Source organism: Bacillus siamensis (genome assembly GCF_051628075.1).
GTDB classification, from domain to species: Bacteria; Bacillota; Bacilli; order Bacillales; family Bacillaceae; genus Bacillus; species Bacillus siamensis.
This window is the reverse complement of sequence record NZ_CP155579.1, coordinates 1,103,603-1,120,318: the sequence shown is the minus strand read 5'-3', so window position 1 is coordinate 1,120,318 and position 16,716 is coordinate 1,103,603. Positions and strand designations below refer to the sequence as shown.

The 16,716-nt window shown below is 47.3% G+C and carries 22 protein-coding genes and 1 riboswitch; of the genes, 8 read left to right on the top strand and 14 right to left on the bottom strand.

Annotation, left to right across the window (positions count from 1 at the left end; genetic code table 11):
* The first annotated feature begins 60 nt into the window (after window positions 1-60).
* The 5 genes from ABDB98_RS05815 (at window position 61) to cotZ (ending at window position 2,620) form a co-directional block, all read left to right on the top strand.
* Complete coding sequence (locus ABDB98_RS05815; RefSeq protein WP_060963071.1) at window positions 61-447, top strand: spore coat protein; 387 nt, start codon at window positions 61-63, stop codon at window positions 445-447.
* 40 nt (window positions 448-487) lie between these two features.
* Window positions 488-802 carry a hypothetical protein gene (locus ABDB98_RS05810; protein ID WP_060963072.1) on the top strand — a complete coding sequence of 105 codons (315 nt, stop codon included), beginning with the start codon at window positions 488-490 and terminating at the stop codon, window positions 800-802.
* 92 nt (window positions 803-894) lie between these two features.
* On the top strand, window positions 895-1,395 hold the full coding sequence (locus ABDB98_RS05805; RefSeq protein WP_017417463.1) for a spore coat protein: 501 nt from the start codon (window positions 895-897) through the stop codon (window positions 1,393-1,395).
* 150 nt (window positions 1,396-1,545) lie between these two features.
* Entirely contained in the window at window positions 1,546-2,028 is a 483-nt protein-coding gene (gene cotY / locus ABDB98_RS05800) for a spore coat protein CotY (protein ID WP_047478023.1), read from the top strand.
* Between the two features lie 148 nt (window positions 2,029-2,176).
* The gene (cotZ, locus tag ABDB98_RS05795) at window positions 2,177-2,620 is read left to right on the top strand and encodes a spore coat protein CotZ (protein WP_016938206.1); all 444 of its coding nucleotides are present in this window, start codon (window positions 2,177-2,179) and stop codon (window positions 2,618-2,620) included.
* Window positions 2,621-2,677: 57 nt separating this feature from the next.
* On the opposite strand, the gene ABDB98_RS05790 is transcribed toward cotZ, so the two are convergent.
* The 10 genes from ABDB98_RS05790 to ABDB98_RS05745 form a co-directional block, all read right to left on the bottom strand.
* On the bottom strand, window positions 2,678-3,259 hold the full coding sequence (locus tag ABDB98_RS05790) for a CotO family spore coat protein (protein ID WP_438421619.1): 582 nt from the start codon (window positions 3,257-3,259) through the stop codon (window positions 2,678-2,680).
* A 97-nt stretch (window positions 3,260-3,356) separates the two neighbouring features.
* A complete protein-coding gene (gene fabI / locus ABDB98_RS05785) occupies window positions 3,357-4,133 on the bottom strand; it encodes an enoyl-ACP reductase FabI (protein WP_013351851.1) in 777 nt (258 codons plus the stop codon).
* A 129-nt stretch (window positions 4,134-4,262) separates the two neighbouring features.
* Window positions 4,263-5,075 (bottom strand): bifunctional hydroxymethylpyrimidine kinase/phosphomethylpyrimidine kinase, encoded by an 813-nt coding sequence (gene thiD, locus ABDB98_RS05780; RefSeq protein WP_438421618.1) that lies wholly within the window; start codon window positions 5,073-5,075, stop codon window positions 4,263-4,265.
* A gap of 22 nt (window positions 5,076-5,097) precedes the next feature.
* On the bottom strand, window positions 5,098-6,108 hold the full coding sequence (locus tag ABDB98_RS05775; RefSeq protein ID WP_438421617.1) for a thiazole biosynthesis adenylyltransferase ThiF: 1,011 nt from the start codon (window positions 6,106-6,108) through the stop codon (window positions 5,098-5,100).
* Window positions 6,105-6,875, bottom strand: coding sequence for a thiazole synthase (thiG, locus tag ABDB98_RS05770; RefSeq protein ID WP_438421616.1), 771 nt, complete (start codon window positions 6,873-6,875; stop codon window positions 6,105-6,107). Before thiG ends, ABDB98_RS05775 begins: the two co-directional genes overlap by 4 nt.
* Window positions 6,872-7,075, bottom strand: coding sequence for a sulfur carrier protein ThiS (thiS, locus tag ABDB98_RS05765; protein ID WP_003155008.1), 204 nt, complete (start codon window positions 7,073-7,075; stop codon window positions 6,872-6,874). Before thiS ends, thiG begins: the two co-directional genes overlap by 4 nt.
* A complete protein-coding gene (gene thiO, locus ABDB98_RS05760; RefSeq protein ID WP_438421615.1) occupies window positions 7,072-8,181 on the bottom strand; it encodes a glycine oxidase ThiO in 1,110 nt (369 codons plus the stop codon). Before thiO ends, thiS begins: the two co-directional genes overlap by 4 nt.
* Entirely contained in the window at window positions 8,174-8,782 is a 609-nt protein-coding gene (gene tenI / locus ABDB98_RS05755; RefSeq protein WP_438421614.1) for a thiazole tautomerase TenI, read from the bottom strand. Before tenI ends, thiO begins: the two co-directional genes overlap by 8 nt.
* Window positions 8,760-9,467: a thiaminase II gene (gene tenA / locus ABDB98_RS05750; RefSeq protein WP_438421613.1), complete on the bottom strand. Its 708-nt coding sequence runs from the start codon at window positions 9,465-9,467 to the stop codon at window positions 8,760-8,762. Before tenA ends, tenI begins: the two co-directional genes overlap by 23 nt.
* An 85-nt stretch (window positions 9,468-9,552) precedes the next feature.
* A riboswitch (TPP riboswitch) is annotated at window positions 9,553-9,661 on the bottom strand.
* Window positions 9,662-9,713: 52 nt separating this feature from the next.
* Window positions 9,714-11,558 carry a monovalent cation:proton antiporter family protein gene (locus ABDB98_RS05745; RefSeq protein WP_438421612.1) on the bottom strand — a complete coding sequence of 615 codons (1,845 nt, stop codon included), beginning with the start codon at window positions 11,556-11,558 and terminating at the stop codon, window positions 9,714-9,716.
* Window positions 11,559-11,784: 226 nt separating this feature from the next.
* Here ABDB98_RS05745 and prpE point away from each other — a divergent pair, with 226 nt between their 5' ends.
* Window positions 11,785-12,534: a bis(5'-nucleosyl)-tetraphosphatase PrpE gene (prpE, locus tag ABDB98_RS05740; RefSeq protein WP_045925339.1), complete on the top strand. Its 750-nt coding sequence runs from the start codon at window positions 11,785-11,787 to the stop codon at window positions 12,532-12,534.
* A 32-nt stretch (window positions 12,535-12,566) separates the two neighbouring features.
* Here the strand turns inward: prpE and ABDB98_RS05735 are convergent, their stop codons facing one another.
* Genes ABDB98_RS05735 through ABDB98_RS05720 form a run of 4 tightly spaced genes read right to left on the bottom strand, consistent with a single transcriptional unit; the run spans window position 12,567 to window position 15,320 of the window.
* Window positions 12,567-13,460, bottom strand: a complete 894-nt coding sequence (locus ABDB98_RS05735; protein WP_438421611.1) for an RluA family pseudouridine synthase — start codon at window positions 13,458-13,460, stop codon at window positions 12,567-12,569.
* A gap of 14 nt (window positions 13,461-13,474) precedes the next feature.
* Entirely contained in the window at window positions 13,475-14,275 is an 801-nt protein-coding gene (locus ABDB98_RS05730) for an NAD kinase (protein WP_047477853.1), read from the bottom strand.
* A 16-nt stretch (window positions 14,276-14,291) separates the two neighbouring features.
* Window positions 14,292-14,927 carry a GTP pyrophosphokinase gene (locus tag ABDB98_RS05725; protein ID WP_016938218.1) on the bottom strand — a complete coding sequence of 212 codons (636 nt, stop codon included), beginning with the start codon at window positions 14,925-14,927 and terminating at the stop codon, window positions 14,292-14,294.
* Between the two features lie 27 nt (window positions 14,928-14,954).
* Window positions 14,955-15,320, bottom strand: a complete 366-nt coding sequence (locus ABDB98_RS05720; RefSeq protein WP_016938219.1) for a hypothetical protein — start codon at window positions 15,318-15,320, stop codon at window positions 14,955-14,957.
* A gap of 124 nt (window positions 15,321-15,444) precedes the next feature.
* Between ABDB98_RS05720 and ABDB98_RS05715 the strand changes: the two genes are divergently transcribed.
* A complete protein-coding gene (locus ABDB98_RS05715) occupies window positions 15,445-16,020 on the top strand; it encodes a CYTH domain-containing protein (protein WP_438421610.1) in 576 nt (191 codons plus the stop codon).
* A gap of 4 nt (window positions 16,021-16,024) precedes the next feature.
* The gene (locus ABDB98_RS05710; RefSeq protein ID WP_438421609.1) at window positions 16,025-16,711 is read left to right on the top strand and encodes a lytic transglycosylase domain-containing protein; all 687 of its coding nucleotides are present in this window, start codon (window positions 16,025-16,027) and stop codon (window positions 16,709-16,711) included.
* The last annotated feature ends 5 nt before the right edge of the window (window positions 16,712-16,716 follow it).

Below are 16,716 nucleotides of genomic sequence, written 5' to 3'. Positions count from 1 at the left end.
TATTCCGCTCGGCGTTTCATTTGCATTATATAAAGTATGAATGAGAAAGGAGTGAAGGTTATGTCGTTTGAAGAAAATGTTGAAACACTGCAACCGCAAATATTCGAACAATTATCCAACGAATTCGAGCAGAAGATCGAAGTGATTGATTGCGAAAATGTCACAGTAGATACAACACATATAACGGCCGCTCTTTCTATACAAGCCTCAGTTACTGCGGCGATTATCCTCGCGACACAGCTCGTGATAGCAGATGAAGACACAGCCGACCAAATGGTAACCGAACTGCTGATCCTGGATGATTGCCAAATAAAAAAGAGGACCGTCATTCAAGTTCTGAACAGCCGCAATGTCAAAATCACACTGGCAGCAGACGATATCATGGCCTTTGTACAAATTTTGTTTCAATTATTAAATATACTTTTTGCTGAACTAGACATCCTTTAACTCTTTCTATTCAAATTTTTAAAATTAGAGGTGAGAACAAATGGCAGATAACGAAAAATTAAAAAAAGAACTCGAAAATCTACCAGAAGTGGATCCGCTTTTAAAAGTGCTTGTCAGCAATGTCTTCAAAAAACACGGCGTGACAAAGGACAAAATGCGGGAAATACCTGATGAAGAAAAAGAAATGCTGATCGCATTAGTCAAAGACATGCAGGCAAAAACAGAAGCTTTTCTTGAAAGCCAGAAACAGAAAAAAGAGCAGGAAAAAGCACAAGAACAGCAGACAACTCCGCAAACCCGCAGAGAACAATTAATCGAACAGCTCCGGCAAAGACGCCAAAATCCCGGTCAATAACTAAAAAATAGTGATTTTTATCAGGATATATGCCTGAGTCAAAGTAAGGGGCCGGCTCATTTAATAATAGTAAAAGAAAAGGAGGAATAGATATGGAAAGCAGACCATACTCTTGGGTTGCACTTGATCCTGAATGCGAACATCCGCGAGAAGAAAAAGAAGAAAAAGAAGGCAGAAGATGCAGTGTTTGCTGTAACGGAAACGGATTCGGCGAAGATAACGCCTTCCTTGACCAAGACCTGGCCCAGGCGAACATCAACAAACAAGTTTCTGAAGAAGCCATTATTATCAGAGACTCTTGTGATATTAATGTGACGTCAACAGACGTTCAAGCAGTCGCTTCAGTCATGACAGCAATTAATGCAGCAGTCGTAACGGCTACTCTCACTTCAATCGCTGACGGAGTCATCGCTGAATTGGTCGCACAAGACTTACTGCAGCTGACAGCCAACAAACAAATCAACCGCCAAAAACTGCTCATCGAAAACTCCCGCGGCGTAAACGTGACAACAGTAGATGCCGATATCGCAGTGTTGATCTCAACAGCGACAAATTTACTGATTGCTGTCTTAGTCATCACCCTCGTCCTCTAAAAAGAAAAGCAGAGCTAAAAAACGCTCTGCTTTTTCTTATTTTCTCCGCATATGATGAATATATAGACGTTCACCCACACCAAGTGAGGCTCGCGTACATATGTTGTTAAAGACAAAAGTCAAATACCCTAAAAGAAGGAGCTGAAATCCATGAGCTGCGGAAAACACCATGGCCGAGATGAAAATTGTGTATGCGATGCAGTCGAGAAGATTTTAGCAGAACAAGAGGCTGTTGAAGAACAATGCCCGACTGGATGCTATACCAATCTGTTAAGCCCGACGGTTACCGGTAAAGATACCATCCCGTTTCTCTTGTTTGATAAAAAAGGCGGTTTGTTCTCCACATTCGGGAACGTCGGAGGATTTGCCGATGACAGCCAGTGTTTCGAGTCTATTTTCTTCCGGGCAGAAAGAGTTTGCGATTGCTGCGCGACGCTTTCCATATTGCGCCCCGTAGATGTGCACGGCGACACCCTCAGCGTCTGCCATCCTTGTGATCCGGATTTCTTCGGTTTAGAAAAAACAGATTTTTGCATTGAAGTTGATCTGAGCTGCTTCAGCGCCATTCAATGCCTTTCACCCGAACTTGTCGACCGGCCTGCGCCGCACAAAGAGAAAAAGCATCACGGATAGTCATTGATTCGCATCTTTTCTAAAGAGGAATCCCCTTCCAACCTTCTATTACAGATGCAATCATCAGCCCGCCCGGACGCCCGGGCGGCTGACTCTCCGATATCGTTTAATCCGGTGCCATTTAAAACGTGAAGTCAGGAGGGAAATTATGAGTAAGAATACAACATACTGTGTGCGTGAAGCGGTAGAAAATATTGAGGACCTGCAAAATGCGGTTGAGGAAGATTGCCCGGCCGGATGCTATTCCAACCTTTTATCGCCGGGTTTTTCATTAGGCGATACAGTGCCGTTTGTGCTTTTCACTTCTAAATCATCGCCGTTTATCGCCTTCGGAAATGTCGGCGAGCTGGATAACGGTCCGTGCTTTAATACTCTTTTTTTCAGAGTTGAAAGAGTCTGTGACGGCTGTGCCACATTAAGCCTGCTTATTGCTTTTGACGAACATAAGCACATTCTTGATTTTACAGATAAAGATTCTGTCTGCGATGTATTCCGTTTAGAAAAAACAAACTATTGCGTTGAAGTCGATCTTCACAGCTTCTGCGCCATCAATTGCCTTAGCCCGAGACTGCTGAACCGCACACATTCTTAACCGAAAAGCATAAAAATAAGCTGCCGGAGTAAAGAATTCAGGCAGCTTTTTGTATGGTTAAAAACCGAGCGGATGCAGCGAGGTGATATCGCTGATGGCAAGCTCCGCAGGCGCACCGTTGCTCGTCGTCCTCAAATAGATGGCATCATTTTTTCTGCCGACGATTACGCCTCTGTAAGTTTTCCCATTGGCTTCTATCAAACAAAGCGCCCGGGGCATATTATGCGGCAGTTTCGTTAAGAAATCAATTTTTTCAAGAATAGACATTCTGCTCATCGGCTTTTTCACGCGCTTTGGCGGAACCCTCTCCTCCGAGGCGTCATTGTGAACCGCTTCAGGCTCTTTTTCTGCGGCGTCGGGCTCAGCAGCATCCTGCACTTGAGCCGGAATTTCTTGTGCGGCTTCCTCTGTGCGGCTGTGCTGATCAGGTGTCTGCTTTTCTGGTTCGGCAGGCGCTGCTTCGACAGGCTGAGCTTTACTTTTTTCCTCCTGCTTTCCGTGAGCGGGCTCTTCTATTGGCGGCTGAGGTGTTTTCCTTTTGATTAATATATCCTGCATTGATGATTGCGTGTCTGAATAATCCGGCTGCACAATATACATGAGCGGTTTTTTGTCCGCGTTTCTGTTTTGTTTTGACATCTTCATCCCTCCGATTCTGTCATGTTTTATCTATATGACGGAATGATTAAAATCAGAAGAAAGAAAAAGCAATCCCTAAAAAGGGACTGCTTGTCAATTAACGTGCGGTAATATGGAAACCGGAATCAACGTGAAGATTTTCGCCCGTGATGCCTCTTGACAGATCACTGAACAAGAATGCGGCCGTGTCACCCACTTCTTCAGGTGTTGTCGTGCGGCGCAGCGGCGCACGCTCTTCGATTTCTTTCAGGATAGAATTGAAATCACTGATTCCTTTTGCAGAAAGCGTACGGATCGGTCCTGCTGAAATGCTGTTGACGCGGATGTTTTCTTTTCCTAAGTCAGCCGCTAAATATCTGACACTTGCATCAAGAGACGCTTTTGCAACACCCATTACGTTATAGTTTGAAACGACGCGCTCGCCGCCGAGGTAAGTGAGTGTGACGATGCTGCCGCCTTCAGTCATGATCGGACGAGCCGCTTTTGCGACCGCTGTCAGAGAGTAAGAACTGATGTTATGCGCAAGCAGGAATCCCTCACGGTTCGTATTTAAATATTCACCGACAAGCTCCTCTTTGTTTGCAAACGCGATGCAGTGCGCAATGCCGTGAATCACGCCGACCTGCTCTTTAATGCTCGCAAAGCAAGTTTCGATCTCAGCGTCATTTGTCACATCACACGGAAGGATGAGAGAATCATTTCTTTCTAATGTAGCCGCAAGGTCATGAACTGATTTTTCCAATCGCTCCCCTGCGTAAGTGAAAATGAGGCGCGCTCCGGCTTCATGAAGAGAGCGGGCGATTCCCCAGGCGATACTGCGTTTATTGGCAACGCCCATCACAACGATGTTGCGGCCTTCTAGTGAGAAATTCATATGTATAAAGCCTCCTGTAATCGTCTTAAAGACATAATTTAGTACCTGATCTTAATTTTTATCATATCATAACCTTGTCCAGATTGAAAGCATGGGAAAAAGACCGCCGGGTGTTGAAGCGGTCTCTTTTTATCTCGTCTGCAGACTGTTTCTTTTATAGGCAAAATGATTTGTCGGCCCGTGTCCCGCTCCGATGCTGAGCGTATGTTCCACAGCTTCACGCACAAAGTTGGCGGCTGTCTCAAAAGCGGCTTGAATATGTTTTCCTTTTGCGGTTTCCGCCGTCAGCGCCGCCGCAAATGTACAGCCCGTTCCGTGGGTATGTTTCGTGTCAATATAGGCGTGACTGATTCCGGTAAAAGATGAACCGTCAAATAATAAATCAACGATTTTCCCCTGTTCAGGCTGGTGTCCGCCTTTTATGATGACGTTCTTTGCGCCAAGCTGGCAAAGGCGTTCGGCTGCTTTTTTCCGGTCTTCAAACGTACGGATTTCCATTCCGGTCAATGACTCAGCTTCCGGAACATTCGGCGTAATCGCATAACTGCGCGGAATTAACAGCTCTTTTAACGCGGCCTGTGCTTCCTCACGCAGCAGGGATGCGCCTCCTTTGGCAATCATGACGGGATCGGTGATGAGATGCTCCAGTCTGTACTGATCCATTTTTTCCGCAATTTCTGCAATCATCTCCGCGCTCCACAGCATTCCCGTTTTTATCGCATCAGGCCGCAGATCTTCCGCCACCGCGTCGATCTGGCTGCCGAGCGCTTCCCGGGTGAGCGGGTAGATGCCGTGAACACCCAATGTATTCTGGGCGGTTACCGCTGTAATAGCTGACATCCCGAAGACGCCGAGCTCCTGAAAAGTTTTCAGGTCCGCCTGTATACCGGCCCCTCCTCCTGAATCTGACCCGGCAATCGTCAATGCTTTGCAAATGCTCATGCTGTTTTTCTCTCCTTTCGCATTATCCGATCCATTTATGATAAAAAGATTTCGCTCTGCTGATGTCGCTTGTGCCGTGAATTAATGCTCTGCCGTCACGAAACAGAACCATCTTGAAACTGTCTGTGCGGAAAGAAATTAAATACGGATTGGCCGAAACGTCAAGCCCGGCCCGTCTGAGCTGTCCCGAAAGCCTTTGCAGGTCAAACGGCTCTGAGATTCCCGTTCTGATCTGTACCGTGTTTCTCCCGCACAGAACAGCCGCTTTTGACTGATTCTCGTAAGATAAAAACGGAAAATCGTTTGTGCCGCAGCTCGGGCAATCAGCTTTCTTGAGACGGGCAACGTTTATTTCGGACCGTTCATTTTTCCACAAATCAAACGAACGGAGAACATGCTCAACAGGTCCGCCCGTTAACAGCTTCAGCGCGTCTGCAGTCTGAAAAACAGCCGTCTGTAATACAGCCGGACTGATAATTCCCGCCGTATCACATGTCATACCGCCTAAAGGCAATGTCTCAAGCAGACAGTGAAGGCACGGCGTGACCCCGGGAATGACGGTAAAGGAGAGTCCGTAGCTGCCGACACAGGCGCCGTACAGAAAAGGAACTCCTTTCTGTACAGCCGCATCGTTCACAATCAGCCTCGTTTCAAAGTTGTCAGTCGCGTCAATGATAAGAGATGCGTCACAAATCAGTCCGGGTGCGTTTTCCGCAGTGACATCCATGACAAATCCCTTCACATCTACATCGCTGTTTATGGATGTAAGCCGCTTTTCAGCTACCGCGGCTTTCGGCATTTCCTGTCTGACGTCATCTTCGGTATAAAGCTGCTGGCGCTGGAGATTACTCCACTCCACATAATCTCTGTCAGCGATCGTTACCTTCCCGACCCCTGCTCTGACAAGCATCTCCGCATTTGCCGCGCCAAGCGCACCCGCGCCGATAATCACGGCATGAGACGACCGGAGCTTCTCCTGTCCGGAGGGACCGATCGGCTGATACAGCTCCTGTCTGGAATATCTGTCCGTCATACCGGAAGACCGTCCCGCGGACTGCTTGCAGTTCCGTAATCTTTCACCGGAATCCGCCCGGCTTCATAAGAAAGGCGGCCCGCTTCTACGGCAAGCTTCATCGCCCGGGCCATTTTGACCGGATCATCAGCGCCTGACACGGCGGTATTTAATAACACGCCGTCAGCTCCGAGCTCCATCGCGCAGGCAGCGTCTTTTGAAGAACCAATGCCGGCATCGACAATGACCGGAACTTTCGCCTGTTCAATGATGAAGGACAGATTCAGCGGATTTAAAATTCCCTGGCCTGAACCGATCGGTGAAGCGCCCGGCATAATAGCATGGACTCCGAGCTCCTCAAGACGCCTTGCGAGCACGACATCATCTGACGTATACGGAAGAACGATAAATCCCTCTTCAAGCAGCTGCTCTGATGCTTTCAGCGTTTCAACCGGATCAGGCAAAAGTGACCGGCTGCATCCGATGACTTCCACTTTTATCATGTCACAAAGCCCTGAAGCTTTAGCAAGCCTTGCGATTCTGACCGCCTCTTCAGCCGTTGCGGCACCGGCCGTATTCGGCAGAAGCGTGTACTGAGACAAATCAAGCTGTTCGAGAAAGTTTGGCTGAGACTGTTCAAAGATATTCATCCGCCGCACCGCAAAGGTTAAAATATCTGATTCCGAGACGGCCACCGCCTCTTTCTGAATCTCAAAACTCGGATATTTTCCCGTGCCTAACAGCAATCTTGACTGAAACTGTTTTCCGCCTATTGTTAACATCCTCATCCGCCTCCTACAAAATGGACAATTTCTATGACATCGCGATCACACAAACTTGTGTTTTCATAATTCTTTTTTTCGATGATTTCTTTATTTCTTTCTACAACTACGATTCTTTGATCAAGCTGATACGATTCAAGCAAATCCTGAACCGTCCCCTCTTTTCGATTCCAATCAATTTGTTTTCCGTTCAGCTGAAGGATCATATTTGAACAGCCTCCTTGCGATCAATTCGAAACGCTTCTTCCCATTCATGTTTAACCTGTCTTCCCAGGATCATATCCCGCACCATTTCAGCCGTTGCCGGAGCTAGCAAGATGCCGTTTCGAAAATGGCCGGCGGCGAATATGATGCCGCTGTTATCAGGATGCCGCCCGATAAACGGCTTTCCGTCTTTTGTTCCCGGCCTAAGCCCCGCCCAAAACCGGTCTATTTTCATATGTTCAATGGCGGGCAGCATGGTTTTCGCTTTCGCAATGATAGCCTCAATCCCGCCGACGTCAGGCGTGTCGCTCCAGTCGCCCCGTTTCATCGTGGCGCCGATGACAAGCCGCCCGCTTTTTCTCGGAACGACATAACTTTGATTATGGTAAAGGGTTTTGGTCAGCGGGATTTCGTCATTCCACACAGAGAGGCATTCTCCTTTCACAGGGAAAAAAGGCTGTCCCAAGCCGAGCTGGCTGAAAAACCGGCCGCTCCATACACCGCTTGCAACTGCGACTTTGTCAGCATAAACATCCCCGCCGGACGTTGTGATGCAGTATTCCCCGTTCATCCGTTTTACGGAAGTGACTTGTGTATGCTCATATATGTCAGCGCCATAACGCCGCGCCCCTTTTGCATACGCTTTGCAAACATAGTAAGGTTCGACATGGACATCGTCTTTTATAAAACATGCGCCGAGAATGTCCTTTGAAGCGTAAGACTCTTTTTCAAGAACCTCTTCCGCTGAGAGCCAAGTGACGGAAGGTAAATCATCCATCTTCCGTAAACGGGTCATGTCTTCTTCTGTATACGCCAATTTAAGCATTCCGCCGTTATGGCGCCTGATGTTAATGCCGCTGGCTTCCTCAAGCTCTTGCCCCGCCGCTTCATACAGTCTTTGGCTGTGCATAGCAAAATCAAAAAACGCATCACGGTTTTCACATTCCGCATGAGCGCCAAGCATTCCCGCCGCAGCGCTTGTCGTTTTTCGGCCGATTGCTCCGTCTTCAAACAAGACAACGTTCTGCTGCATCTTCGCCAACTCATAAGAAATGGCGCATCCGATAATTCCGCCCCCGATAACCGCCGTATCATAGTGCTTATTCATCATCAGCCCCCCTCACCGCGCGTGCATACCGTTTTGCCGCCTCCTCAGGGTTTTCAGCTGAGAAAATGCCCGACATAACGGCAATTCCGTCCGGTTTCGCCTGCTTTGTGAGCCCGATCGTCTGCAGTGTCATTCCGCCGATTGCAATGACGGGGATGGAAAGCGTACGTGTGATATCTGAAAGCAGGCCGATGCCTCTTGCCTCAAGTCCTTGTTTACATTCCGTTTCAAACACATGGCCGAACACCACGTAATCCGCATCTTCTTTTTCAGCTTGGACGGCTTCTTGCAGTGAATGAACCGAACGTCCGATATGGAGATGGGGAAATCTGCTCCGCACCTGCTTTACGGAAAAGCTGCTGGACGGAAGCTGAACACGTTGTATATTGGCAAAAAGCGCGATATCTGCCCGATCATTGATGATCAATTTGTCCTTATCCGCACCGCCTTTTTTCAACAGTGACAAAAGCTGCATGATCTCTCCCGCTGTTTTGCCCCGCTCACGGATATGGATAAAGCTCACTTCGCGCTGAATCGATAGAATATCCTCGGCCAGCTCGGCAACGGGTTTGCGATTATCAGTTACGGCGTGCAGCTCCAAAGGACTCCACCTCTTTTCCGCCCTTCTCCGACCAGCCTTCTTTTTGATAAGCCATTCCCCAAAATTGATATTCATAATAGCTTGAAATCACAAAATTCTCTTTCATTTTCGCGCGGATTTCCTCTGTGCTGTTTTCAGCAATCTCGTCAAAACGGCTGATCTGTTCTTCGACCTGCTGTCTGAACCAGTCTCCGCCGTATGTACCGATCCATTTTTCGTAAATCGGATGTTCCGGTTTGCATTCCTTTAAGCGTTCGCCAACTTCATAATAAAGCCAATAGCAGGGCAGAAGCGCGGCTAAAATTTCTCCAAAACGGCCGCTCAACACCGATCTGTACATATGAGACGTATAAGAATAGGCTGTCGGTGCCGGCTTAAATGCCGCACGCTCTTCTTCTGTAATCCCTAAAAGCTCCGTAAATTCGCGGTGCAGCGCCATTTCCGCTTCATATGTGCCCTGAGCGTGGCCCGCCATCCTTCCCGTCGTAAACAAGTCTTCGGCATATGCGGCTGCAAACGCCTGAACTTTTGCAAAATGCGTCAAGTAGTAGGAATCTTGCAGCACATAATAACTGAAACGATCTAACGGCAGGCTTCCGTCACCGATCCCTGTTACAAACGGATGAACAAAGCTTCCGTCCCACCATTCGGCTGCCGCCAGTCTGCATTCTTCAGAAAATGTCATAAAGTTTTCCCCCCTGATAAAATAAAAAAACCACTTTCCCGCATCGGAAAAGTGGTTTGGAATTTATCTGGATAAAAGGAACCCAAAAAATACCGCTCCACTTCCCTACGCAGGTCTGAACCTGTTCAAGTTATGAGGGTCTAAAAGTCTCACTTTTATCTCAGCCCTTATGAAGGACACCCCTAGTGGTCATACGATTATAATTTACTTGTTATGCCTTCTATCTTATCACGAAATGCAATTTGGTCAAGCTTCAAGGATTTTTCTCAGCTCCGACACGTAGTTGCGCGAGCCCGTAACGATGAGACGGTCTCCTGTTTTCAGCCTCGTGTCCCCGTGCGGAACGATGCTGTCCACACCTCTGAAAATCCGGACGAAAATCACATCACCCATCAGCGGAAATTCGCGCAGAATAATGCCGTTATACGCCGTGTTTTCCAGATTGATCTGATAAAGCGAAGACTCTTCATTCGTCAGAAGGTTCATCACGCCCGGCGCCTCAATTAATGCGCGCAAGAGCGTCTTTGTAGACAGAAGGATAGAAAAAATACTGATGCCCTCTTCCTTCAGTTTTGTTTCATGTTCAACCGAGCCGACGCTTGCGATGATACGCTCAGTCCCTTTCTCTTTCGCCATTAAGGCGATTTCAGCGTTCACATCTTCATTTCCCGTCGCCACGACAAGAATATCCGTTTTAAAAATACCGTGCGACTCAAGCGTGCCGGGCTCGTAATCAGAAATCGTTTCAACAGAAAAAACGGATTCCGCAAGCTTTTCCCCGGCATTTTCCTGATACACATGGACGACCCGCACATCATATTCCTCATCAGGCAGCTCCAGCGTCACCGGAAGCGTCATTTGGTTGGCGCCGATAAATGTAATGCGCTTTTTTTCCTGCGGCGCACTTTGCCGCTTGAATAATTTTTTAAAGCCGATCGGTGAGATGATGCTGGCGATAACCGCAACCAAAGTCAGCGCGCCGGACATATTGGCGCTGATAATGTGAAGCCTTTCTCCGATCGTAGCCGCCGCGATAACAAGTGACAGCGTAGAAGTCAACAAAAACCCCGAAGCAAACACGGTTCTTTTGTCATACCATTTCTTTAAATAAAACACCGGGAACATTTTGCTGATAAACAGCGCCAGCAGAAGCAGCGGAATCATCGTCAATGTTTTCGGATCTTGGAAAAGCGTCCATATGTCCAGCTTCACCCCGACCATGACGAAAAAGATCGGAATTAAAAACCCGTAGCCGAATGAATCCAGCTGCTCCACCATTTCTTTATTCGGCGACAGAAGCGATACTAAAACGCCTGCTAAAAATGCACCGAGAATATTTTCCGCCCCGAGAGATTCCGATAAAGCGACAAGCACGATAATCAGTGTAAAAATGGCTCGCGTGCCGATCTGGACGGTGCCTTTAGACATCGACTGCACAAATGAGCGGTGTTTAAAGATCCTGCCGAAGAAATACAGCACCACCCCCGCGGCAAAGAGAATCAAAAGAAGCCACATATTTCCGCTGTCTTCCCCGTAAAGAGAAGAGAAGAAAGCGAGCAGAATCATCGTAGCCAAGTCCGCAATAACGGCGACAAGCAGAATAATCTGGCCGATATTGGAATTCATGATCCGTTCTTCCTTTAAAGTCGGAACGACCACACCGAGTGATATTGTCGAAATAATAAGCGTCATTAAAAACGCGTTTTGAATAAAACCGGCTAATACAAAGGCATAGGACAGCAGCAATGATAAAATAAAGATGCCGAAAAATATGATCAGTGCGGCAGAAAACGTATTGGGTGCTTCCTTGCCGTTCGGAAGGAATTGTTTTTTCTTCCCTTTCTCAAATGACGAAAAGTCAATTTCCAATCCGCTTAAAAACATTAAAAAGATAAAGCCGAGAACAGACAGCGTCTCCAGCCACGTGTCTCCCTGAACGACGAGATTCAGGCCGCTTTTTCCGATAATAAGCCCCATGATGATTTCCGCGACGACGACCGGAATGCTGAGCTTAAACCGATGTAAAAGGAGCGGCGTCAAAAAAGCGACGATCAGAACGACGACTAAAGAAGCGACTGATGTGTGTTCCATTTGTAAATACCTCCTTAAAACAAGGGTTATAAAAGCCCGCTTAAAGCGGGCAATACCTTACTTTTTTTAAAAACATAACGCATATTCTAACAAGGCTGGCGGCGAAAAAAAAGTAATAAGGCATTATTTCTTCAAATTCTTTTTTTAATTTGTACCAAAACAGCGTAATTAGGTAAAGGAATTAGTCCCATAATAAATAAAAAACCGGAAAAGGGAGGCTGACAGAATGGCTTATGACATCATCAGCGATATACACGGATGTTATGACGAAATGATCGCGTTAATGCAAAAGCTCGGATATGAAGTGAAAGACGGAATGCCCGTCCATTCTGAAGACAGAACGCTTGTCTTTGCGGGGGATTTAACAGACAGAGGCCCCAAATCCGTAGATGTGATGCGTTTCGTGGCAAAAGCATATGAAAAAGGCATCGTCCGTTATGTCCCGGGAAATCATTGCAACAAACTGTATCGTTACTTAAAAGGAAACCCCGTAAAAGTGATGCACGGACTGGAAACGACGGCAGCCGAACTGAAAGAGCTGTCTCCCGCCGACAGAACGGAAGTCTCCAGACAATTTATCCGATTATATGAGTCAGCGCCGCTTTATGACATTTTACATAATGGCGATCTCGTTGTCGCCCACGCCGGCATAAAAGCTGACGATATCGGTAAATACTCGCGTAAGGTAAAAGAATTTGTGTTGTACGGCGATATCACGGGTGAAACGTATCCCGACGGCAGACCCGTCAGAAGAGACTGGGCCGCCGCCTATGAAGGGAAGGCATGGATTGTTTACGGCCATACCCCTGTAAAACGCCCCCGGATCGTCAACCGTACAATCAACATTGATACAGGATGCGTCTTCGGGAATCAGCTGACAGGCTTTCGCTTTCCGGAGCATGAAACCGTCTCTGTGGAAAGCTCAATGCCCTATGATGCTTCACGCTTTCGCGAGGATCAAGGCAGTCAGACATGAAAAAAGCCCGAAACCGGTAAACGGTTCGGGCTTTACATATGTTCGATCAATGTTTTCATATCGTCAGGAACGGGAGCAAGAAAAACGAGCGTTTCTCCTGTTATGGGGTGTACGAATGAAAGCCGCTCACTGTGAAGCGCCTGCCGTGCAATTCCCTCGTTTTTTCCGCCGTACAGCGTATCACCGACTAACGGATGGCCGAGGTAATTCATGTGCACCCGGATTTGATGCGTCCGCCCCGTCTCAAGCCGCAACTGCGCAAGCGTAAACACACGTCCGGTTTTTTCTGTTTGAAAATGCGTTACCGCTTTTTGTCCCTCCGGCGTTACCATCCGCTCAATAATGCTGCCGGGTTTTCTGCCGATTGGCGCGTCCACCGTTCCTTCTTTCTGCTGCATGACTCCGTGTACGACAGCGAGATACCGCCTGCTGACAAGCCCCTTCTTCTGCGCTGCCGACAAAAGAGAATGAGCAAGCCGATGCTTGGCGATCAGCATCGCTCCCGACGTATCCCTGTCAAGACGGGTGACGAGATGAACCGTGGACTGTACGCCGCTTTTTAAGTAATGGCTGATCACTCCGTTAGCGATGCTTTCCGACGGGTGTTCCCGTGATGGAATTGAGGAAACAAACGGCTGTTTATTGACCACCAGCACATGGTCATCTTCATAAAGAATGTCAAGCGGAACCGGCTCAGGCAAAAGCGTTTCACTCACATGCTCCTTTGGAAATTCAATCCTAAGCACATCCCCTGCCGCTAATACGGCGCGGACGGTTACATGCTCTCCATTGACAAGAAGATCTCCCCCGCCGAATTTGATGTCAGCGAGAAGCCGTTTCGAAATGCCGAGCTGCGCCGTATATTCTTTTACCGTCATGCCGGCTTCCCGGGCTGAAATATTCTTTTGGATAAAAAAGTTGTTCAATCCGTTTCCTCTTTCTATTCGCCTTTTCCGATAAAGGAGTCCTGCACTCTTTTCCAAAACGGAAAAGGGCGGAATCTTGCAAATCTGACTTTTTCATTTGCCACCCGGCATAGAATAGATTTGACATCCTTATGCAGCAAGGTCAAATGATCAATTGTGACTTGGAAGTCGACGTCGTTTCTCGGTTTGATGACACAGTTATGATGATCGGGAAGCAAAAGCGGCGAACCGACAGTCCTGAACACTCTGTTGTTGATGGATGCCATTTCCGCGAGCTGAATCGCTCTGATGGAAGGATGGATGATCGCGCCGCCTAACGCTTTATTATAAGCCGTGCTTCCGGAAGGCGTTGACAGACATAAACCGTCTCCCCTGAACGTTTCAAACAGCTGGCCTTTAATTTCAACGTCAGCAACGAGACTGCCTTCTATGCTTTTGATCGTACATTCATTCAAAGCCAGATACCGTTCTTCACGCTCTTCATCATGATAAGTGACAACCACTTCAAGAAGGGGATATTCCACGGTATGATACGGCGTTTTGGCGATGGCAAGAACAAGCTTTTCTATCTCCTGCGGAACCCAATCGGCATAAAAACCCAAATGCCCCGTGTGAACCCCGACAAAAGCCGTTTTATCCAGACGGTCGCTGTATCTGTGGAATGCGTAGAGAAGCGTTCCGTCACCGCCGACGGAAATAACAATTTCCGGCTCTTTTTCATCCAAGGTCATATCAAAATCAAGTAAATACGCCTGTATTTTGCTTTTCAGTGTATCTGAAACTTCGTCTCCTTTTGAAGAAACGGCAAATTTCATGCCATTCCCCTCCTTTCTACTGGTGGCCTCCCGCTTTTTTCTTTCGTGAAAACGCGGCTTGGGCTTCCTGAATCTCTCCGCGGATTTCAGACATTTCTTCATCGAGACGGGATGCGGCTTCCGAGGCCCGCTGCAGCCTCAGCTTTACTTTTTCGGGAATGTTCCCGCTGTATTTGTAATTCAGTGAATGCTCAATGGTTGCCCAAAAGTTCATGGCAAGCGTCCGAATCTGTATCTCCACAAGAACATGCTTTTCTCCGGACGCAGTTTGTAAAGGATATAAAACGACAAGGTGGTAAGACCGGTATCCGCTCTCTTTATGCTCTGCTATGTAATCCCTCTTGTCGACAACGGTAAAATCTTTTCTGGCAAACAGCATATTTTTGACGATCTGGATATCATCGACAAATTGGCACATAATACGCAGTCCTGCGATATCCTGCATCGTTTCAATCTGATGAAGCGGTATGCTTTTCCGTCTCGCTTTTTCAAGTATGCTTACCACCGGCTTCACGCGGCCTGTCACAAACTCAATCGGTGAGTGGTCATCTTCATACTCATAAAGGGTTCTGACGCCTTTCAGCTTCACCTTTAATTCCTCAACAGCCTGGCGGTATGGCGCTAGAAATTGCTCCCATTGTTTGTCATCCATCGTACATCCCCCAATTCCGAACCTGTTCTAAAGAAATACGCTTTTCACTTTTTCTTCCATATCCCCGTAGTTTGCATTATCTTTAATATTTTCAATAAGATAATCGAGTTCTTCATGCAGCCCTGAAAGTTCAACCGTTTTGCCGCCGGCCTCCAGCACCGCCGGTTTTCTTTTGTCAAAAGCCTCTTTCAGATCCGGCCATACATGTTCTTTTATAATGACATATTCAAAAGAGTCAGCTGTTTCAAGTATGTATACAAAAGCAAAGTGATCGGAATCAACAAGCATTTGACCTGAGGCTTTGCGTTCCGCTCCGCTTAAGTCCTCTCCGCACTTCAGGCGGAGCACGTCTTCTGTTAATGATGCATTTTGAATTTCAATTCTCTTTTGCATAATGTTCTCCTTTTTTAACAAAGTACAGCATTTATTTTATCATATCAAGGTCGATATTGATAAACGTAACCTCTAAAGAGATAATGGGAATTATACAATTTTTCGTCCTGAAAGGAAGACTGTCATGACCCAAGAAATAGAAATTGAATTCAAAAATCTGCTGACAAAATCAGAATTTCAGAAGCTAAGTGAAGCACTCGGCATGAAAAAAGATGATTTTAAGCAGCAAATCAATCATTACTTCGATACAAAAGATTTTTCTCTGAAACAAAAAAAATCAGCCCTCCGCATCCGTGAAAAAAACGGCGCGTTCGTCCTGACTTTAAAAGAGCCTGCCGCGGTCGGTCTGCTGGAAACGCACCAAGAGCTTGCAAAACAGCCTGACCTTGACAGCTTCAAGATCCCCGAAGGCCCCGTAAAACGGCAGCTGGACGGTCTCGGCATCCATTCAGAAGCCATTTGTTACTTCGGAACGCTGTCGACTGAACGCTCGGAAAAAGAATCAGAAAAAGGCTTAATCATTTTAGATCACAGCCGATATTTAGAGAAAGAAGACTTTGAATTGGAATTCGAGGCTGCTGACTGGGACGAAGGAAAACGGGCGTTTGAACAACTGCTCAAACAATTCGGCATCCCTCAGCGGGTCACTAAAAATAAAATCCAGCGTTTTTATGAACAGAAACAAAAAAAGGTGGAATGACACAGTGAATATAACGAATTGGGCGTCCCTTCTCCAGCTTCAATCTATGGCGCTGCAATCAATGTCTAATACAAGCACCGCTTCAAGCGGACAATCTGCAGAAAGCCCGCTTGCAAATTTCAGCGCGCTGCTCAGCCAATATACGGGCACAGCCGTCCGGCAGCAGCCGGAAGCGGGTATTTTAAACGGGGTGCGGACCGATCATACTTCATATTCACCGAGAATTCCGGTGTCAGTCAGTCCCGCGGCCGCTTCACAGACCGCTTCTTCCGGCATAAAACCTGCGCATACAGCTTCTGACATCAGCACCGGAAACTTTTCAATAGACAGCGCCATTCAAAAAGCGGCCGAAAAATACGGAGTCGACGAAAAGCTGATCCGTGCCGTTATTAAACAGGAATCAGGCTTTAATCCGAAAGCGGTCAGCGGTGCGGGGGCGATGGGACTGATGCAGCTCATGCCTTCCACGGCTGAATCACTCGGGGTGTCAAACCCGCTTGATCCCGTCCAGAACGCTGACGGCGGGACGAAATACTTAAAGCAGATGCTCACAAAATACGACGGAAATGTGTCTCTGGCGTTAGCCGCCTACAACGCAGGCCCCGGCAACGTAGATCAGTACGGAGGCATTCCGCCGTTTAAAGAAACACAGCAATATGTCAAAAACATCACCCAACAGTATTACGCGTAAACCAG

Bases quoted from the DNA above. Each gene is read 5' to 3' on its own strand.
- ABDB98_RS05815 (WP_060963071.1), top strand. From the start codon at position 61: ATGTCGTTTGAAGAAAATGTTGAAACACTGCAACCGCAAATATTCGAA.
- ABDB98_RS05810 (WP_060963072.1), top strand. From the start codon at position 488: ATGGCAGATAACGAAAAATTAAAAAAAGAACTCGAAAATCTACCAGAA.
- ABDB98_RS05805 (WP_017417463.1), top strand. From the start codon at position 895: ATGGAAAGCAGACCATACTCTTGGGTTGCACTTGATCCTGAATGCGAA.
- cotY (WP_047478023.1), top strand. From the start codon at position 1,546: ATGAGCTGCGGAAAACACCATGGCCGAGATGAAAATTGTGTATGCGAT.
- cotZ (WP_016938206.1), top strand. From the start codon at position 2,177: ATGAGTAAGAATACAACATACTGTGTGCGTGAAGCGGTAGAAAATATT.
- ABDB98_RS05790 (WP_438421619.1), bottom strand. From the start codon at position 3,259: ATGTCAAAACAAAACAGAAACGCGGACAAAAAACCGCTCATGTATATT.
- fabI (WP_013351851.1), bottom strand. From the start codon at position 4,133: ATGAATTTCTCACTAGAAGGCCGCAACATCGTTGTGATGGGCGTTGCC.
- thiD (WP_438421618.1), bottom strand. From the start codon at position 5,075: ATGAGCATTTGCAAAGCATTGACGATTGCCGGGTCAGATTCAGGAGGA.
- ABDB98_RS05775 (WP_438421617.1), bottom strand. From the start codon at position 6,108: ATGACGGACAGATATTCCAGACAGGAGCTGTATCAGCCGATCGGTCCC.
- thiG (WP_438421616.1), bottom strand. From the start codon at position 6,875: ATGAGGATGTTAACAATAGGCGGAAAACAGTTTCAGTCAAGATTGCTG.
- thiS (WP_003155008.1), bottom strand. From the start codon at position 7,075: ATGATCCTTCAGCTGAACGGAAAACAAATTGATTGGAATCGAAAAGAG.
- thiO (WP_438421615.1), bottom strand. From the start codon at position 8,181: ATGAATAAGCACTATGATACGGCGGTTATCGGGGGCGGAATTATCGGA.
- tenA (WP_438421613.1), bottom strand. From the start codon at position 9,467: ATGACATTTTCTGAAGAATGCAGACTGGCGGCAGCCGAATGGTGGGAC.
- ABDB98_RS05745 (WP_438421612.1), bottom strand. From the start codon at position 11,558: ATGGAACACACATCAGTCGCTTCTTTAGTCGTCGTTCTGATCGTCGCT.
- prpE (WP_045925339.1), top strand. From the start codon at position 11,785: ATGGCTTATGACATCATCAGCGATATACACGGATGTTATGACGAAATG.
- ABDB98_RS05730 (WP_047477853.1), bottom strand. From the start codon at position 14,275: ATGAAATTTGCCGTTTCTTCAAAAGGAGACGAAGTTTCAGATACACTG.
- ABDB98_RS05725 (WP_016938218.1), bottom strand. From the start codon at position 14,927: ATGGATGACAAACAATGGGAGCAATTTCTAGCGCCATACCGCCAGGCT.
- ABDB98_RS05720 (WP_016938219.1), bottom strand. From the start codon at position 15,320: ATGCAAAAGAGAATTGAAATTCAAAATGCATCATTAACAGAAGACGTG.
- ABDB98_RS05715 (WP_438421610.1), top strand. From the start codon at position 15,445: ATGACCCAAGAAATAGAAATTGAATTCAAAAATCTGCTGACAAAATCA.